The organism is Tumebacillus amylolyticus (assembly GCF_016722965.1).
Classification (GTDB): Bacteria; Bacillota; Bacilli; order Tumebacillales; family Tumebacillaceae; genus Tumebacillus; species Tumebacillus amylolyticus.
Window position 1 is genome coordinate 994,135 of the sequence record NZ_JAEQNB010000001.1, and the last position, 17,395, is coordinate 1,011,529.

The 17,395-nt window shown below is 55.2% G+C and carries 11 protein-coding genes; 9 read left to right on the top strand and 2 right to left on the bottom strand.

The annotated features are described in order from the left end of the window. Positions 1-115: 115 nt before the first annotated feature. Positions 116-1,879 carry a methyl-accepting chemotaxis protein gene (locus JJB07_RS04600; RefSeq protein WP_201631505.1) on the bottom strand — a complete coding sequence of 588 codons (1,764 nt, stop codon included), beginning with the start codon at positions 1,877-1,879 and terminating at the stop codon, positions 116-118. A gap of 208 nt (positions 1,880-2,087) precedes the next feature. Between JJB07_RS04600 and JJB07_RS04605 the strand changes: the two genes are divergently transcribed. The 8 genes from JJB07_RS04605 to JJB07_RS04640 all read left to right on the top strand — a co-directional run bounded on the left by JJB07_RS04605 (position 2,088) and on the right by JJB07_RS04640 (position 14,540). Next, positions 2,088-3,641, top strand: coding sequence for a hypothetical protein (locus tag JJB07_RS04605; RefSeq protein WP_201631507.1), 1,554 nt, complete (start codon positions 2,088-2,090; stop codon positions 3,639-3,641). Then, positions 3,634-4,374 carry a DUF6063 family protein gene (locus JJB07_RS04610; RefSeq protein WP_201631509.1) on the top strand — a complete coding sequence of 247 codons (741 nt, stop codon included), beginning with the start codon at positions 3,634-3,636 and terminating at the stop codon, positions 4,372-4,374. Before JJB07_RS04605 ends, JJB07_RS04610 begins: the two co-directional genes overlap by 8 nt. After that, positions 4,367-8,791: a coiled-coil domain-containing protein gene (locus JJB07_RS04615; protein WP_201631511.1), complete on the top strand. Its 4,425-nt coding sequence runs from the start codon at positions 4,367-4,369 to the stop codon at positions 8,789-8,791. The genes JJB07_RS04610 and JJB07_RS04615 overlap by 8 nt, the downstream gene beginning before the upstream one ends. 19 nt (positions 8,792-8,810) lie before the next feature. Next, the gene (locus tag JJB07_RS04620) at positions 8,811-10,127 is read left to right on the top strand and encodes a helix-turn-helix domain-containing protein (protein WP_283809045.1); all 1,317 of its coding nucleotides are present in this window, start codon (positions 8,811-8,813) and stop codon (positions 10,125-10,127) included. 137 nt (positions 10,128-10,264) lie between these two features. Further along, positions 10,265-11,626 (top strand): helix-turn-helix domain-containing protein, encoded by a 1,362-nt coding sequence (locus tag JJB07_RS04625; RefSeq protein ID WP_201631515.1) that lies wholly within the window; start codon positions 10,265-10,267, stop codon positions 11,624-11,626. Further along, positions 11,623-12,954, top strand: a complete 1,332-nt coding sequence (locus JJB07_RS04630) for a helix-turn-helix domain-containing protein (protein ID WP_201631518.1) — start codon at positions 11,623-11,625, stop codon at positions 12,952-12,954. Before JJB07_RS04625 ends, JJB07_RS04630 begins: the two co-directional genes overlap by 4 nt. A gap of 182 nt (positions 12,955-13,136) precedes the next feature. After that, complete coding sequence (locus JJB07_RS04635; protein WP_201631521.1) at positions 13,137-13,766, top strand: hypothetical protein; 630 nt, start codon at positions 13,137-13,139, stop codon at positions 13,764-13,766. A 66-nt stretch (positions 13,767-13,832) separates the two neighbouring features. Next, on the top strand, positions 13,833-14,540 hold the full coding sequence (locus JJB07_RS04640) for a SpoIID/LytB domain-containing protein (RefSeq protein WP_201631524.1): 708 nt from the start codon (positions 13,833-13,835) through the stop codon (positions 14,538-14,540). 45 nt (positions 14,541-14,585) lie between these two features. On the opposite strand, the gene JJB07_RS04645 is transcribed toward JJB07_RS04640, so the two are convergent. Continuing rightward, positions 14,586-15,041: a hypothetical protein gene (locus JJB07_RS04645; RefSeq protein WP_201631526.1), complete on the bottom strand. Its 456-nt coding sequence runs from the start codon at positions 15,039-15,041 to the stop codon at positions 14,586-14,588. A 170-nt stretch (positions 15,042-15,211) separates the two neighbouring features. On the opposite strand from JJB07_RS04645, the gene JJB07_RS04650 reads away from it, so the two are divergent. Beyond that, a complete protein-coding gene (locus JJB07_RS04650; protein ID WP_201631529.1) occupies positions 15,212-17,302 on the top strand; it encodes a fibronectin type III domain-containing protein in 2,091 nt (696 codons plus the stop codon). The last annotated feature ends 93 nt before the right edge of the window (positions 17,303-17,395 follow it).

Genomic DNA, 17,395 nt, shown 5'->3' on the forward strand with positions numbered 1-17,395 from the left:
AGGCAAGCAAGCTCGAAAGGCATGCAAACTTGAAGGACATGCTCGAAAGCTCGCGAGGCACGATGTGAAAGAGACGCTCCCACTTGGGGCAGCGTCTCTTTTTTTACACCCTTTTTTACATCTCGAATCTTCCGAGGACTTTCTTTAGCTCGTGGGCCATTTGGTTGAGGCCTTCGCTTAGATGGTAGAGTTCGTCCATGGAAGCGAGCTGTTGTTCCACCGCGACGGCGCAGGTTTGGGAACGTCGTGCGGTCAGGTGGGCGATGCCGGCCGACTCTTGGGCGGAGGACGCCACTTGTTGGGTCGTTGCCGTCATCTGCTCCGCCGCCGCCGTGATCTCGCGAATTTGCCCCGCCACCAGATGCGACTTGGTCAAGATCCGCTGGAACGCCTCCCCCGCAACGTCCACCGCCACGATGCCCGACTGCACTTCGTGAATCACATCGTCCATCGTCTGCACCGTATCTTGCGTATCCTCCTGCATCCGCTCAATCAACTCTTCAATCTGATGCGCCGATTGCTGCGACTGCTCCGCGAGCTTGCGCACTTCCTCCGCGACCACCGCAAACCCGCGCCCCTGCTCTCCGGCCCGCGCCGCTTCAATCGAAGCGTTCAACGCCAACATGTTCGTCTGCTGCGCCAATTTCGTGATCACGCCCACGATCTGCCCAATCGCCGAGGAGTGCTGTCCCAGACGGCGGACTTTGTCGGCGGAACGGTCTGTAACCGTCGAGATCGAGTGCATCTGCGTCACCGCCCGCTGGATCGACTCCTGCCCGGCATCCGCTTCACTTGCCGTCTCCACCGCCGCTTGCGTCACCACGCCGGTATTCTCCGCAATTCGATGAATCCCGTCTCCCATCTCTTCCATCGACTTCGAAATTTGATCCGCACCGGCCGCCTGCACATCGACCCCCAACGCTAACTGCTCCAACTCTCCGGCAACGCCTGTCGTCGAAGCTTTCATCTCTTCTGCATTCTTCGTCATCACCTCGGACGTCGCGGCCACCTGCTCGGCGGTGACCGTCACTTGCTCGATGAGGCCCCGCAGATTTTTTACCATCTCATGCAAGGCGTTCGAAAGCTTCCCGATCTCATCGTTCGCCAACTTCGGTTGCGACGTCTCCCGCAGATCGCCCTGCGCCGCTTGCTCCATAACCCCAAGCGTCCGCCGCAACGACTTGCGGATGTTCCACATGAACAGGGCCATGAACGAAATCGCCAGCACGATGGCGATGACAATCGTGAGGACGATGCTCTGCGCCGCCGTTTTTTTGCTGGCATCCTTGCGCTCCACCGCATGCGAGGCGACCGAATCCAACAATTCCTTGGTTTCCCCCATGCTCCCAAGCGCCGCTTGGAACGTGTAGTCCACTTCGTTGATCTTGCCAATCGTTTCTTGGCGAGCGGAGATCGACTGCGTGGGCAGTTTTTCAATCATCCCTGCCGACACTTGCACCCACGTTGAGAAGTTGGAGTCAAAGTCATCGAAGTTCTGGAAAATGGTCCGCTGCGTCTGAGGATGCTTGAACGTTTCCCAGTTGGATTTGTCCTCCTCCGCGAGCTTGCGGGCACTGTGCACCTTCGCACGGGCATTGACCGCGTGTTCCTCCATGCTCGTTTTCAACTGCCCGAACGTCGGAGAGCTCGGGTCCGTGTTCAAAAGCGTGTGCTCCAGAAGCAAGGCATCGTGCATTTCGCCCTGTGCCTGTGCAATCAAATCGAGCGTCACATAGTCGTGCTGATACAACACCTGCGTCAGATCATCCGAGATCGAGTTCAAGTTTCGAAGCGCGATCTGCGACGTGACACCGAGCGCCACCAACGGGATCAACAACAGGCAGAGCAGCTTCGTCACCAACGGCATTCTGCGAAACATCCCACTTCACCTCGTCTATGTAGAGTATTAGCCATTCTTAATTATCCAAAAGTGTCCTTCACAGAATTATACCCTGAGAGTCAATTGATTAGCAATGTTTAACTGTACTGTGCGATATTTTTACTTTCTATAAGTTGCTACTGACTTTTTCCCGAGAAAAAGAGTAGAATCAGAGGACGAGAGTTGTGCGTGATTGGAGGTTTTTTACGTGCATGACGCATTGACCGGATTTCGTGACCGGATGAAAAATATCGCGGGCTTCTGGCCGCTGTTTCGTTTGCGCGAACTGCGCAAGTACCAGGAGTTCGATTTGTTGGCGTTGGGGCTTGGCGTGCTCCTGTTGATTTTGGAGCACATGTTGATTGGACGCGTCGAGTGCGACCACGGAGACGTGGCGCGTTTTTTGCGAGAATCGATTCATGAGGCGTACGGGCAGGAGATCACCGAGGAGGAGAGCCGGGAGCTCGCTTCCTATCTGCTCTCCCAACTGCGCAACGACGGGCGGGCGTTCGAGTTCCCGTACCGCAACTTGGAAACGCGCGAAGATGACAGGCACCTGTTTCACCTGATCGAGAACGGCACCTACCACGTCGCCAGCGGGCAGATTCGCTTCAAGCTCTCCGACGTGGGTCTCGACCTGCTGTTCAAAACGCGCGAGATGTACAAGGAACTGCGCATCTCCATCTCCCAGATGCTGCTTCGACAGCAGATTGAAAAGGGCGTATTCGAAGACGCTCTGCACACCGTCGAAACCCTCGGCCTCGACGTGCGCCAATTGCGCGAAGAGATCGAGCGGATGAAAATGGGCATCAAACGCGACGTCTCGCAGTTTTCGCTGACGAAGTACGAAGCAATGCTCTCCCTGATCCGCGAGCAGTTTGACAAAGAACGGCAGATGTTCGAGGAATTGAACAACCTGATTCGCGACACCCGTTCGAATTACGAGATGAAGGGGAGCGGCGAGCGCGAAGAGATGGCGCTCAACCGCCTCGTCGAAGTGTCGCAACGATTGAACCAAGTGCAGAACCTGCACAACAAACTGCTCGTCGACAAACTCGATTTGCAAGAGTTGGTCTTGGAGTCGCTCGAAGAGGGCATCGTCTCCGGATTCCGCTCCAAAGTCAACTTCGAGCGCGAATTTCTCGATCCGCTGGTGCAGAACGGAGTCCAGTTGGAGAACGTCCGCCGCTTGATCGAGCCTTTGATGAGCTTGAACATCCGCAAGCGCTTCAACGTTCACAAAGCGTTCGCTTCGCAACCGGTGCAGAAGATCGTCGAGGAAAAACAATCCGACACCCCCGACGTCCCGACCGACGAATGGCAGCCCTCGCAGGAAGACCCGAAAGTCAAGCTCAAAAACATCCGCGACGCCCGGTACAAAGACTATCTGCGGATGATCTTCGAGCCGCTGGTTTCCAATCAGACGTTCAACCTGCACGACATCCTGCAAGCGCTGGAACCGCAGAAGCTCTACGACGTGGTCAACGCCCGCGACTTCTACCCGTTCCTCGTGCAATTGCACCAGATGAGCCCGATCAATTTCCGGCTGGATGCCGAGACCAAAGCGAAGATCCTCGATTCGGACGAAACCAACCTGCCGTACTTGCTCGTCCAACTGTTGAACGAGCAACCGGAATTTGAAGTGCTGGGCACGGTGCTGGTCGAAGTCGAGCACAACGGCGAACGCAGCCTGCGCCTCGCCGACGAAGAGGCGTGGACGGTGTCGAACTTCCGCTTTTACAAGGAGGGATTGTATGTATAGCAAAGAGAGCGTGGAACGTGCGATCAAACTTTTTATACTGCTGTTGGAAAAGGGCGAGACGGACGAGAAGGACCGCGACTTGGTGTTTGCGTACAAGGAAGACCCGGTCGCCCAAGAAATCGTCTCGCAAATGATTGAAAAGGAAGCCGGGATCAAGATCCTCCACGTCGGCGACAAGCTCTACGTCACGCCGTCGCTGGACAACAAGGTCTTCGGCTATTCCAATGAAGAACTGCGGGTCAAAATGGGCCTGCGCAATGACAACGTCTCGATGGGCTTGAAGCTCTACCTCGCCTATTTCATCATCCTCGCGACCCTCGCGATGTTCTATAACTCGGACGACCTGAACACGAAAGTCCGCCAGTACGTGCCGATTGAAGAGTTGGAGCAGTATGTCACGGAGAAGCTCCACATGCTCGGCACCGGCGATTACGGGCAATACCTCTCCGCCGAGTACGAGTTCAACTTCGCCCAAGTGGCGGAATACTGGCACTCGATGCCCGCGTACGACGAGACGCTGACCAACCAGCGCATGGGGCACAAATCCCGGGTGAGCTACATCCTCAAAGTCTGGTCGTTCCTCGAAGAGGAGAACCTTGCCAAAGTCGCCGTCGATTCGGAGATTCACCCGACCGACAAACTCGACCACATGGTGCGCAAGTACTACGCCCACCAAAAGCGCAAGGACGAACTGCTCGCCCTGATCCAGCAAAAGGAGATCTTCTATGCCTAGCATCAATCGAATCCGACTGGTCAACATCCAATATGACAAGGGCGGCAAGCAATACGCCGACGAACTTTTTAAACTGCACGGCAAAAACACCCTGATCAACCTCGCCAACGGAGGCGGGAAAACACTTTGGCTTCAACTCGTCATGCAAACGCAGCTCCCCGGCGGCCACATGGGATCGCGCCGCATGGTCGACTTGCTGGCTCATGAGCGGTACACGGGGCACATCCTCGTCGAATGGAAACTCGATACGCAAGGCGAGCGCGAGTTTTTGCTGACGGGCTTCTGTTTCACGAAAGCGTCCGATGAGGAAGGGGAGCTGAAGTATTTCACCTATGCCCACCCGTACCGCATCGGCGACGAACTTTCCATTGCGAAAATGCCGCTGGTGGCGGACGGCAAAGTCATCGGCTATCAGGATTACTACAACCTCCTGCGCAAAGAGTCGAGCGTGCAGACGTTCTCGCAACACGACCGTCGCAAGTACATCCAACACCTCGCCAACTACCACATCTATGAAAAAGAGTGGCTGTCGATTCGCACGACGAACGGCTCGGAGGGCGGGATGGACGGATTCTTTGCCCGCTCGAAAACGGAACAGTCGTTGCTTGAGAACCTGTTGATTCCGACGGTGGACCAAGCGCTTTTTCAAGATGACAACGAAGCGCAAGACTTGGCGAATTCGTTTTTGAAGTACAAAGACAAGCTCTTGCGGATTCCGCAGATTGAGAAAAACTTGGAGGAGTTCCAAGAGATCGAGTCGGCCGGCCGTTCCGTCGTGGACAAAGTCGCCGCCTATTCGGAAGCGCAGAAAGTCCGCTCGACGTTGGAAGGGCAACTGGTCTTCGTCAAGAACCGTCTGGAAGAGATGGTCGGCGAGCGCGAAGAGGAAGCGGCGGCGCTGACCGAAGTCGTCACGATGCTCAAGGAGCAGATTCGCGAGGAGGAGTTCAAGCAAGCCTCGCTCGACGTCAACGCTCTGCAAGCGGAGTTCCGTGCTGCGGAGCGCAAGTTGGCAGACCTCGCCGTGCGTCTGGAAGAACTGGACGAGCAAGAGACCACCGCTGAGAAAAACGTCCGCCTGCACCGGGCGATCCCGAAGTTCCTCCAGATCAAGGAATTGGAAAAACGTCTCGCCCGTGACCGCGAGACGCTCTCCGGACTCGACATGCAGAACGAAGACTTGCTCACCGAAGTCGCGACGTATCGCGGGCAGTTTCTGTCGTTATGGCAGGACAAGCTCACGAGTTTGCAAAGCGAGTTGAAAGCAAAGCAAGAGGAGCGCGAGACGTGGAAGCAGGCGGAGGTTGATGCGGAGAAGGAACACGACCGCGTCGCGGCGCTTTTGAACGATCTCAGCAAGTCGGGCGGGGAACTGGAGAACTGGTTCAAGCAGTATGAGAAGCAAAAATCCGCCGTGCGAGACCTGTTGGGCGACGAAATTGCAGAGGAGCCGACAGCGGAGCGCGACAATTTGCGTTGGCAGGAGCTTGAAGGCAACAAAACCGTTCGCGAGTCTGACGCGCAGGTAGAAGCGTGGGACGCGGAGATCGAGAAAGTCCAGAAGCAGATCGAGACCGAGCGAGACGATTTGCGCAAAGCGATGCGCGACCAAGACAAGTTGGAGGGCAAAATCGAGCTGTTCGAATCGGAACGTTCGAAACTCGCGGCGCGTCTGGAACTCGTGGACTTGGCGCGGGAAGACCTGCATGGTTCGCGGGCGGAGCTCGAGCTGAAACTGACGGAGAAGCGGGAAGGGTACGCGTATGAGTACAACAAACTCGCGGCGAAAAAAGGTGCGTTGGAGGAAAAAAGGGCCCTGCTGAGCAACGCGGACTACTACGTCCCGTCGCAAGAGCTCTTGCGATTCCAAGCGGTGTTGTCCGACTGGGGGATCGAATCCTCGCTGGGCTCCCAATGGCTCCAAGCCCAAGAGCCCTCGATCCGAGAAGCGCACGTCCGGACCAACCCGATGCTGCCCTACGCGCTCTTGCTCACCGACCCCGACATGCGCAAACTCCGCGACCCCCGTCTCGACTGGGAAGGCCTCTACTTAGAGAGCCTCATCCCGCTCCTGACGTTGCCGGACCAAGAGTCAAGTCATGAAAGTGCCACAGGCACAGGGGCCCTCGTATCCCTCGGCACGGAGACTGCATTCCTCACGCTCCACGGTGGCTACTCTCCATTCCTCTCCCAAGAGGCCCTCGACCGCCGTCGAACCTCATTGGAGACCGAAATGGCAACTCTCGTGGAAACCATGGACGTCGTCGAAAAGTCCCGCCGTCACATCGAGCAAGTCGCCGACGAACTGCTCCGCTTTTTCGAAACGTACAAGAAAAACCCGATGACCGACTGGCAAACCAAACGCGACTCCCTGCAACTCAAAGTCGCCGAGAAAAACGAAACCATCACCACCCAAACTCATCACATCACCACCCTGCGCACCCAAATCACCGACACCAAAAAATCGGTCAAAGATACCCAAGAAACACTCACCACCCTCCGCGACAAACTCCGCGTCCTCGACCCGCTCGCCACTCTAGCGGCCGAGCTCCCGGACCGAGAAACCTCGCGGAAAAACCAAGCCGAGCAGGAAACCGCACTCCAAGCCGAGCTCAAGGAACAATCCCGAATCCGCCACGACGCCCGCGACCAAGAGAACCGCCTGATCCCGGCCGTCTACGCACTTGAATCGGAAGAGTCCGCCCTGCAAAAAGCGCGCACCCAATACCTCGGCACCGACGCGGACACCACGACCCCGCTCCCCGCAGAGGAAGGTCTGACCTATGACACCGTCTGCGGCAAACTCGAATCGCTCGAAGGTCTGCTCGCTCAGAAATCGGTCGGTCGCGACGAGCTCATCCGCCTGATCCAGAACCACGAAGAGTCGATCAAGCTCAACCAAGCCTACATCGACGAGCAAGCGATCAACGCCGACGAACTCGCCGCCCACACCACGCAACCCCCGGCGTCCGAACTCACCTTCTGGGAAACCAAACTCAAGGAATCCCGCGCCGAGCAAAAACAAGTGGAAACCGAGCGCACCGACCTCCAAGCCGACCAGAAAAAAATCGAAGGCAAGATCGAAACCGAAGAGAAAAAAGTCAAAAAAGACTTCGACCGCGCTCCCTACGCCTACGACGACACCATCGACCTCGGCACCGAGCGCGACCGACTCAAGCTACTTCTCTCCGACCTCTGGAACCAACGCAAAACCAACGAGGGAGCTCTCGCCGAAATCGAGAAAAGCCGCGAAGAAGCCAAGTCCCTTTTCCAAAAAACGGACACCCTGCTCTCCGCCTACTCCATCGAACGCGACCCGCTCGACCTCGCCGAAGACCGTGCGCAGAAACTCGAATCCGAGCCGACCGCCGTCGTCACCGAACTCGACAAAGGTCTGCAGCGCACCGCCAAACAAACGGAGGAGCGCCGCCGCGAGATGGAGGATGAGTTCTTCCGCTTTGAGCGTTCGATTGACAAGTACGAATCAAAAATCGTCCAGAAATTCATCCGCTCCGTCATCGACTCCAAAGCGGAGGGCGACATGTCCGACATCGAGCAAGTGCGCCCCGTATTCGAGAAGTGCTTCGAGATGATGAAACTCTACGTCGAAAAAGCCCATCTCGAACGCCAAGAGCTGGAGGAAGCCAAGGAAGAACTCGTCCACCGCTGCCTCCAACACGCCGAGCGCGTCTACGACAACCTCAAGTCGATCGCCCAATACACCAAGATCGACTACCGCGGCAAAAAAGTTCAAGCGATCGACATCCAGCTCAAGGAAAAATGGGAGACCCCCGTCGGTCTGAAACTGATGTCGCAATACTTGCACGCCCTGACCGAAGAGTTGCAACAGAAATCGGCGAAGGACGAGGACGAAGACGACATCGAGAAATGGCTGATGATCAAACTGTCGTCCAAGCACCTCTTGAACGTCGTCGCCCCGATCTCCGAAGCGCGGATCAAAGTCTTCAAACCGCAACAGGTGCCGGGTGAGAAAGTCCGCTACGACCACTGGTCTGAAATTATGAAATGGTCGGGCGGCGAGCAATACACGGGATGCTTCGCGATGTTCATCGCCGTGCTCTCGTACCTGCGCGCCAAGATGTCCGGCCTCGACAACGCATCGAAAGTCCTGCTTGCCGACAACCCGTTCGGCGTCGTCTCGTCGCCGCATCTCTTGCAAGTCATCTTCCAATTGGCGCGCGTCAATCGGGTGCAGATGATCTGCCTGTCCGACCACAACAAGCAGTCGATTTACGATCTCTTCGAAGTCGTCTACTCGCTGAAACTGGTCGCCGCCCTCGGCCGTTCCGTCATCCAATCCAGCGAACGCCGCCCGGAGAGCGTCATGGAAGCCGGCTTCTATGAAATCGACTTCGACCAAGAAGTCGAAACCGAGCAAAAATCCCTCCTCTTATAGAACACATGGAGTGAACGAGATGCATATCGGCCTGAGAATCAAACAATATCGAGTTCAAAGAGAAATGCGCCAGAGCGAACTCTGCGAGGGAATCTGCTCCATCTCTCAACTGAGCAAGATCGAAACCGGCAAGACACAGATCAAACCGGACGAATTACAAGCTTTTGCAAAACGGTTAGGCGTAACGGTCAAGGACCTCGAATCAGACAGCGCCTTACACGCTGAGATTCAGACCCTGACGGAATACGCCAAGCAAGCGATCCAACTCGCTCGGTTCGATACCGCCCTGTCCTTGTGTAAACAAGCAATCGCAAAAAGTCTGGTCCTGCAAGACCGAACCGTTTATGCCAAGATGGTGCTCTTCGAGATCTATCTTCGTATTCGTTCCGAATCGTGGGAGGCACTCATCGAAAGCAGCAAGATTCTCTTGCAGGAGGAGTACGAACTTGAGACGGCTGAATGGGTCATGTTTTATTACTGCACGGCCCAAGCTTACCAACACACGGGCGAGTATTCGAAGATGTTGGAATATCTAGTTCAAGTGCTGAAGTATATGGAACGAACCCCATTGGACGATGAGGAGGCTGCCCGAGCATACAATGTGGGGTCCAACGCCTGCTTCTTTTTACGCAGGCCGAGAGATCTCTATCGGTATGCGAAGATCTCTGAGAAGCTCTTTTTGGAAATGGGCTCGTTCCATTGGGCGAGCGTCGCTCTCAACAACTCCGCGCATGGTCTGTTGTTGATGGGGCGATATGAAGAATCGAGCGAGATCTATGAAGCAAGCTATCAAAAGACATTGGCGAACATGATCAATATGTCATGTGGTACTTCTTCTCACAATTTAGGCTGTATCGCGTTGTTGACCAACAATTTGTCACAGGCGCGTCTGTACTTCGAACGGGCGTTGCATCATTATGGATTGGAGAAGACCCTGAACATGTTCGTGCAAGCGGAACCCAGCCTCGAATTGGCGACCGTCTCCGTTCGTGAGCACAAGTTTGCAGAGGGAGAGCGGTGGTTGCAGGATGTCGAGGCGATGTTGCCGGACCTTCCGGGTGCGAAATACCTCTACCAAGCCCGCATCGCCCGCACCCGCGCCGAATCCTGCGGGTTGCAAGGTCAGTCGGAGGAACAACTTGCCCACCTCCGCCATGCCCTCGACATCTACGAACGCCACACCGTCTGGTACGAAGCCTACGAAGTCGCCACGGAGCTTGCAGAACTCTTGGAAGCCCACCGTGAAGCAACCGCCCTCGACTATTACCGAAGCGCAATTCAATACCATGACTCCTTCGAAGTCGCCTGTGGACGCAAAATACTGGAACATCAGTAAAATATTAGAATACTACAGAAAAAAAGCGTCGTGAATGCGGCGCTTTTTTTTGTTTTAGGACTTAATTAATTTGTGCGACCTAGTATAATAGAGAACAGATGCAGTGTAACGAATGAAACTTTAGGAGTGTGAAGGGCTTGCCGCCACTTGCAGGACAGACGATGACCGTCGGTGAGAACCTGAAACGGATTCGGTTGCTAAAAGGGCTAAAACTTGACGAACTCTGTGCGGGCATCTGCTCGATCTCTCAACTCTCCAAGATCGAAAACGGCAAAGCGCAAGTGCGTGACGAGCAGTTGTTTCGATTTGCCGAACGGCTCGGGATGTCTGTGGAGATGTTGCGGGCGACAGATTCGTTCTTGGACCGCTTGCGGGACCAACTGAAACTCGCCCAACGGGCTTCGGCCGTACAACAAGATGAGCGTGCAATCGAGATGAGCCGCGCTGTAGCGGAGCAAGCCAAAGCACACGGGTACCTCGACCTCTTCGTCGAGGCGACTTTTTTGGAAGGAAGCCTCTTGCGCAAACTCATGCGTTGGCAGGATTCGGTTGCGCTTTTGAACGGGTTGTTAGACTCCGAACTTCAACTGGAATTGTACTGCCGGGGCGAGATTTGGGGTGAACTCGGTCACGCTCATCTGCAGGCAGGAGACAAGGCGGAATCGTTGCGTTGCTTCATGAAAGCGGTTGAGTTGATGAGCGACGTCCCGCAGGGACATCCTCGTGAGCTGACGATCTGCTTCCAACTCTCGATCATCCTCTATGAGATCACCGATTACAGAACGTCCTTGTACTACGCACGTGAAGTCAACCGCATTGCGACGGAACAGTCCATGAATCTCTGGCGTCTGCGGTCGCATACCATGAGCGCGTTGAATTTGTTTTTCATGGGGGAGCAAGAACAGTGCTTCGAGATTCTCACCGCGATGCTCCAAGAAGCGGAGAAAAACCAACTGGTCGGGCAGATCGGCAGCGGCTGTGTCAACCTCGGACACCTGCACAAGCTCGCCGGCGATCTCGTCAAGGCGCGGAACTATCTGGAACGCGGTGTGATGCACTTGGAACTCATGGAGATTCAGTACATGCACATGTCGACCTCGCCCTATCTGGAACTGGCGGACGTGTCGGAACGTCTGGGGCAAGACGAAAAAGCGTTGCACTGGCTAGGGCGGGCGGAGGAATGGATGGTGTCCATGCCGGCGCCGACGTATCTGTTCGAGTCTTCAGGCGCACGCATTCGGGCGAAGATTCACGTCAAGCAAGGCAAGTGGCAACAGGGTCTGACTTGCCTGCGGAAAGCGTTGGCGTTGTATGAGAAGCACAACGCTTTTTTGGAAGGCTATGAGACGGCTGTGGAAATCGCCGAGCTCATGGAGCAACAGAACGACCCGCAAACACCGGAGATGTACCGTCGGGCGTTTCAGTTGTATCGTAGATACCAAGAGGCCGTTGGTTGGAGTCACGGGCCGGTGTTTGAGAGGAGAGCGTACTTATCATGACAGATACTCAAGAGCTCATGCATTACATTGGCGAGAACTTGAAAAAGTATCGCTTGCAAAAAAGCATGCGCCAAGAAGAACTCTGCGAAGGGCTCTGCAGTGTCTCTCAGCTCTCCAAGATTGAGAACGGCAAAGCGCAAGTCAAAGCCGAGCACTTGAAGATCATGGCCGGGCGTCTCGGCGTTGAGGTGGAGCAGTTGATGAGCACCGACGCGATCCACGACGAACTTCGCGACCAAATCGAGTTGACGAGAAAAGCGACGATCGCCCGCAATTACAAGCTGGCATTCGAAACAATCCGCTCCGTCCTCGTCCGCGCCAAGCAAGCGGGCTACCAAGACCTGTACGCCGAAGCGGTGCTCTTCGAATGCTACTTGCTGAACCTCGCGGAGCACAACCACCAAGCGGCTCTGCAGAAACTGCGCGAGACGTTGCACGACGGCGGGGAGTTTGATCCGGTGACCCGCGCCGCGTTGCAGATCGAATATGGACGCGCCTATTCCTACACAGGCGATCTCGTCGAAGGGTTCCGTCAATACTTGCAAGCGGACACGTTGCTTCAGCGCGTGGAGCCGGTCGACGATGACCTCTACGCCCGTGTGTTGTACCGCAGTGCGGAGTGCATGTTCTACATGCAGAATTGGCGGACCGGCTACCGCTATTCCGAACAGGCGGCACGCGTGGCCGAAACGCTTGGCAAGCATCAATACCTCACCCGCGCCAAGTCGATGCAAGCTGCGTTCGCCGACAAACTGGGCCGCCCGGACGAAGCGCGGAACCTCTACGAAGAGTTGTTGCAAGATGCGGAGAACAACAACTTGATCCTCGACATCGGAACCACGGAGAACTGCCTGGGCCGTTGGTACCTCGATCATGGAGACCTCGAAACCGCCTACCACTACTTGCAGCGTTCGTTGACCTCCTTCGACCTGCTGAACGACAATTACAACCTGCGTCAGCCGCTGATGGACCTCGCGGAGTGGGCGCAGAAAGCCAAGCAATTCGAATGGAGCCTGCACTATGCCGACCGCGTGCTGGAACTGATCCGCGAGGGCGGGATGCCAGGGCTGAACGAACTGCTCCAAGGTCAAATGCTGGCCATCAACGCCAAGACCTACGGCGAACTTCAAGACGACGAGCGCATGATCTCGCACTATGAACAAGCTCTCGAACTCTTCGACCGCAACCGTGCCGTCATCCCCGCCTACGAAGTCTGCGTAACGCTCGCCGACCTGTACTACGGGCGGGACAACGGACGTGCTCTCACCCTGTACAAGCAAGCGGTGGGGTACAACCGCATCATCCACGAACTCGGCGTCAAAAAGTAAAAAACCTTCTTAGAACAACAGAGCCTCCGAAGTGAGAGGCTCTATTTTTTTATTTTTTTCATAAACTCTGAAAAATCAATAGACAGACGTTAATAAATGTAGTATATTGTTATCGAAAGAGAGTTATTGCAACATTATTAAGAGTAAATGATTACTTCTTTATGAAAGGGGTTCTGTTACAGATGAGACGCATGCGCTGGTGGATGGCGGTGCCTTGTGTAGTGGCAATGCTTGGCGCAGGAGGGTGCGGGGAAAGTGCGGACAGCGCGAAACCTGTATCGGCGACATCGTCTGAGCAGACGGCATCTGCTGCATCGGCTGCACCCGTCACTCAGTTTCACTTCACCAAAGCAGACTCGACGTCGCTGGCGGAGAACTTCCTCTGGGACTACTTGGACGCGTTGGATCGCGAGGACATCGACAAAGTCATGGACATGATGAGCGACGAGATGCAAGGGGTCTACCAATTGGATGACCGCATCGCGTTGCGCAACTTCAAGAGTGTTCACGTCAAGCGCATCTACGACATGACAGACCAAGCGCCCAAGGACACGAGGTACGTCGAAGCCCGGTACTTCTATGTGGAAGTCAACTACGAACTCTACCATTATCTCGAAGACAACGACTCGGACGGCGAGAACTACCGCATGGGCGTCATCGCGCGGGAGAAGCAAGACTCTCCGTACAAAGTCGTGGAATATTCTCACGTCCCGAAACTCAAGGAAGTTTCGGCTGACCATATCGAACAGCAGGGCGAAGCGCTTACGCCGACCCCGAACATTCCCGTTTTGCTGGACGGGTTGCGCTACTAGGGTACAACTTTCCGATCTTTGGTCGGAGAAAACCATAATGCAACAGAGAAAAGGGAGGAACTACAAATGAAAAAGGCTTCTGCACTGCTGCTCATGACCGCAGCAATGTCCCTCGTGGCATCGTCCGCGATGGCAGCACCGGCAATCAAGGAAGTAAAAGACTCCAACGGCAACGTTGTCCGTCTCGACGTGGCAGATCGTCCGTCCAACGGAACTCCGGGCGCGATCCAATCCGGCGGCACCAAACTGATCGTGGACAACTCGATCGTCGCAGCTTCCACCTACACCAAACCGACCTCGATCCGCGTAGGGATCCGCGCGAACAACAACACCGCGAACCCGATCTCTTCCGTATCGGTCGTTCCGTGGTACAACTACAACATCGACGTGCTCCCGAACGAGTGGATCGGCTCCTGGCCGGCACAATCCCTCAACGCGGGCGCAATCGCGGTAAAAATGTACGCTTGGTATCATATCCTTCATCCGAAATACTCCAACTGCGACGTTGACAACACCGTAAACTCCCAAGTTTACAAAGCGGGTTCTTCCTACTCCGCTACGACGACCGCTGTTGACAACATGTCCGGGATCGGGATCTTGAACTCCTCCGGCGTCATGTTCGAAACCCAATACCGTGCTGGTTCCTACGATTCCACCAAGCCGGGCACCAACATCATGTCTCAAAACGGAACCCACTACTTCGCAGACCTGGGCAAAACCTGGTCGTACATGACTTCCTACTACTACAGCGGCTCCACCCAATTCACCTACTAAGGTTGAAAAAAAGCCCCTCGCCGATGTCGGCGGGGGGCTTTTTTGCTATTCGCTTTTCTTTTTCTTCGGCTTGGTTTTGCGTTTGGACAGGCGGATCTTGACGATGGTTTCCGTGGTGGTGTGCTTGGAGATCATGTCCGGCGAGAGCTTGCCTTGCGACGTGAGGATCGAGTAGTCGAACGGGGTTTTCAGTTCGTCCTTGGCGATCAGCAGTTCGTTGGCGAGCGAGTCTTTGTCGAACACGTCCTTGACGTATGCTTTCTTGGCGAGAATCGCGTATTCGCCGTTGGGCAACGCGAGCACCAAGTCGTCCTCTACGTCCTCCATGCCTTCGAAGAACGCCTCGATTTCTTCGAAGAGGACTTTGTTTTCCTCTTTGCGTTCCTTCTCAATCTCTTTGTTCTGGAAGTAGCGCAGGATCTTCTCTTCCAGTTCGAGTTTCTTGCGCTCGGCTTTCTCGACGGTCATCTCTTCGGACATCTCTTGAGTCATCTCTGCCATGCTATATTCACTCCCGGTGAGGTTTTTCTCGTACAAAAGACACCCTCTCATTCTAAACGATAGGTTCCCCAAAAGACAAACTTTTCGTCAATTTGCTAAAATAAATCTTTCGTAAGAATGATAATTGTTGTATATTGCAATTGGCATAATAGTGAAAGTGGGGAATTGAGATGGCACGGAGAAACAAGATCGTTTGCGGCCTTGCGTTGGTCGCGGGATTCGTCCTGACGCAAAGCGGGATGGCGGGAGCAGACACGTTGCAGAACACGGGGTTTGAGACGTACACGAACACCATGGGCATCGCCGATCAGTGGGTGGGGTACCAGCCGTCCACGGCGAGTGGCGGGTATCAAGTTGTGGGGGCGCCCGTCTATGAAGGGATGCAGGCGCAGCGGTTTGCGTTTGGCAACATGGGCATGCTCGAAAAGTCGCACATCGAGCAGTTGTTCAACATCGAACCGGGTGCAGAGTATGAAGTATCGGGGTACTTCAACATCGAGAGCTTGAATCGCTCGTACATGCAGTTGATGATCGAGTATTTCGATGCCGAAGGGAACCTCGTGGACAGCAACGTCACCAACCAAGTGCAACGAACGAACGGCTACATTCGCTTCCAGAACATCAAAGTTGCGAATACGCAAGCTGTGTACTGCCGCGTTTCGGTGGGCTTGCTTGCGACGGCGGATGGTGCGTCCGGCGCTTTTACCGTGGACCAAATCGCGTTGCACAAGGCAGGCGATGTGTTGGTGAACGCGGGGTTTGAAGACTATCACGGGATGTACGACGTCGCAGATTCGTGGCGCTTCGGATACAGCCCCGGCTCTACACACAGTCAAAAAGTCGTGACCTCGCCCGTCGCATCCGGAACCCTCGCCCAAAAAGTGTCGGCGTCCGGCTTGCCCTACTGGGGATATGCGCACGTCATGCAGGTCGTCACTGCGCATCCGGGAGAGAGCTACACCGTCACGGGCAAGTTCAACGTCGCGGAGCTGAACGGTTCCAAAGTTCAGTTGTACATCGACTATTACGACGCGAACTACAAGCATCTGGGCTCCGACTATATCGACAAGCGTTCCGTTACCGACGGCTATGTGCAAGTCACGAACAAGACGCGGGCACCGAAGAACTGTGCTTTTTTCCAAGTGTGGGCGTTGCTGCGTTCGACGGTGAACAACGGGTCGGGTACTTTTTACGTGGATGACTTGAGCGTCACGTCGGATACCTACATCCCGCCGGAACAGCCGGTCGTCGATTTGACGCAGACGATCAGTGACACGTCAACCGCCAAACTGGGCTCGAACAATCGGCAAATCGGAAACTCTGCCAATTCGAACCTTGTCTCCACGGACGGTACGTGGACTTCTGTGTACGACTTCGAAACGCCGTCCGTCGTCCGCGAGTATGCGATTGCGCCGAGCTTGGGAGTCGATCTCTCGCGGGAAGCCAAGAACTGGACGTTCGAAGGGTTCGACGGTCAAAGTTGGACGGTGCTCGACACGCAGTCTGAGGTCACCGATTGGACGGCCGATACGGCCAAAACGTTCACACTCGACAACAAACAAGCGTACTGGCAATATCGTCTGAACGTCACCGCCAACAACGGCGACACCCGCTATCTCGATCTCGACGGCGTCTCCCTCAACGGCTACTTCGACCGCCCGAACACCCCGCTTGACGTCTGGAATTCGGACAAAGGGGATGGAACGGTGACGCTGAGTTGGTCGCCGAGCAACGGAGTTACTTCCTATAGAGTCTACCAAGACGAGCAACTCGTCCAAACCCTGCCCGGCGACGCCTCGACGGTGACGCTGACAGGACTGACCAACGACCGCGTCTATCACTACAACGTAAGCGCTGTCAACGGAGCGGGCGAATCTCTGAAATCGCCGGAAGTCGACGCCATGCCGTACTCCTCCGCCCAAAGTCTGGACCCGATCGTCACCAACGATTGGCAAGGCAACGCTCCGACAGCGACGATCACCTACGATTTCACGAAGCCGACCCGCGTGCGCGAATACACGATGAAGCCGGGACTGAATTCGAAACAGGCGCCCAAGAACTGGACGTTTGAAGGGTTTGACGGCTTGCAATGGGTCGAGCTCGACAAGCAATCGGACATCACCCAATGGCCTTCCAAACACCGCCGCTACTTCACGCTGGACAACTCGCAATCGTATCTCAAATACCGTTTGAAACTCTCGACCGACTACGGCATGGTTGCACCGCTCAAGAAAAACGACATTCAACTGATCGGGAACTGATTCGATTGAACCTAGAACCTGGAGGACGCCACGGCGACTTCAGGTTTTTTCTATCGTTTGACAAATTTCTGCAAGATAGCTAGAATATCCCAT

Excerpts from the sequence above, each read along its gene's own strand:
- JJB07_RS04640 (WP_201631524.1), top strand. The coding sequence starts at position 13,833 with ATGAAAAAGGCTTCTGCACTGCTGCTCATGACCGCAGCAATGTCCCTC.
- JJB07_RS04600 (WP_201631505.1), bottom strand. The coding sequence starts at position 1,879 with ATGTTTCGCAGAATGCCGTTGGTGACGAAGCTGCTCTGCCTGTTGTTG.
- JJB07_RS04620 (WP_283809045.1), top strand. The coding sequence starts at position 8,811 with ATGCATATCGGCCTGAGAATCAAACAATATCGAGTTCAAAGAGAAATG.
- JJB07_RS04635 (WP_201631521.1), top strand. The coding sequence starts at position 13,137 with ATGAGACGCATGCGCTGGTGGATGGCGGTGCCTTGTGTAGTGGCAATG.
- JJB07_RS04610 (WP_201631509.1), top strand. The coding sequence starts at position 3,634 with ATGTATAGCAAAGAGAGCGTGGAACGTGCGATCAAACTTTTTATACTG.
- JJB07_RS04630 (WP_201631518.1), top strand. The coding sequence starts at position 11,623 with ATGACAGATACTCAAGAGCTCATGCATTACATTGGCGAGAACTTGAAA.
- JJB07_RS04615 (WP_201631511.1), top strand. The coding sequence starts at position 4,367 with ATGCCTAGCATCAATCGAATCCGACTGGTCAACATCCAATATGACAAG.
- JJB07_RS04650 (WP_201631529.1), top strand. The coding sequence starts at position 15,212 with ATGGCACGGAGAAACAAGATCGTTTGCGGCCTTGCGTTGGTCGCGGGA.
- JJB07_RS04645 (WP_201631526.1), bottom strand. The coding sequence starts at position 15,041 with ATGGCAGAGATGACTCAAGAGATGTCCGAAGAGATGACCGTCGAGAAA.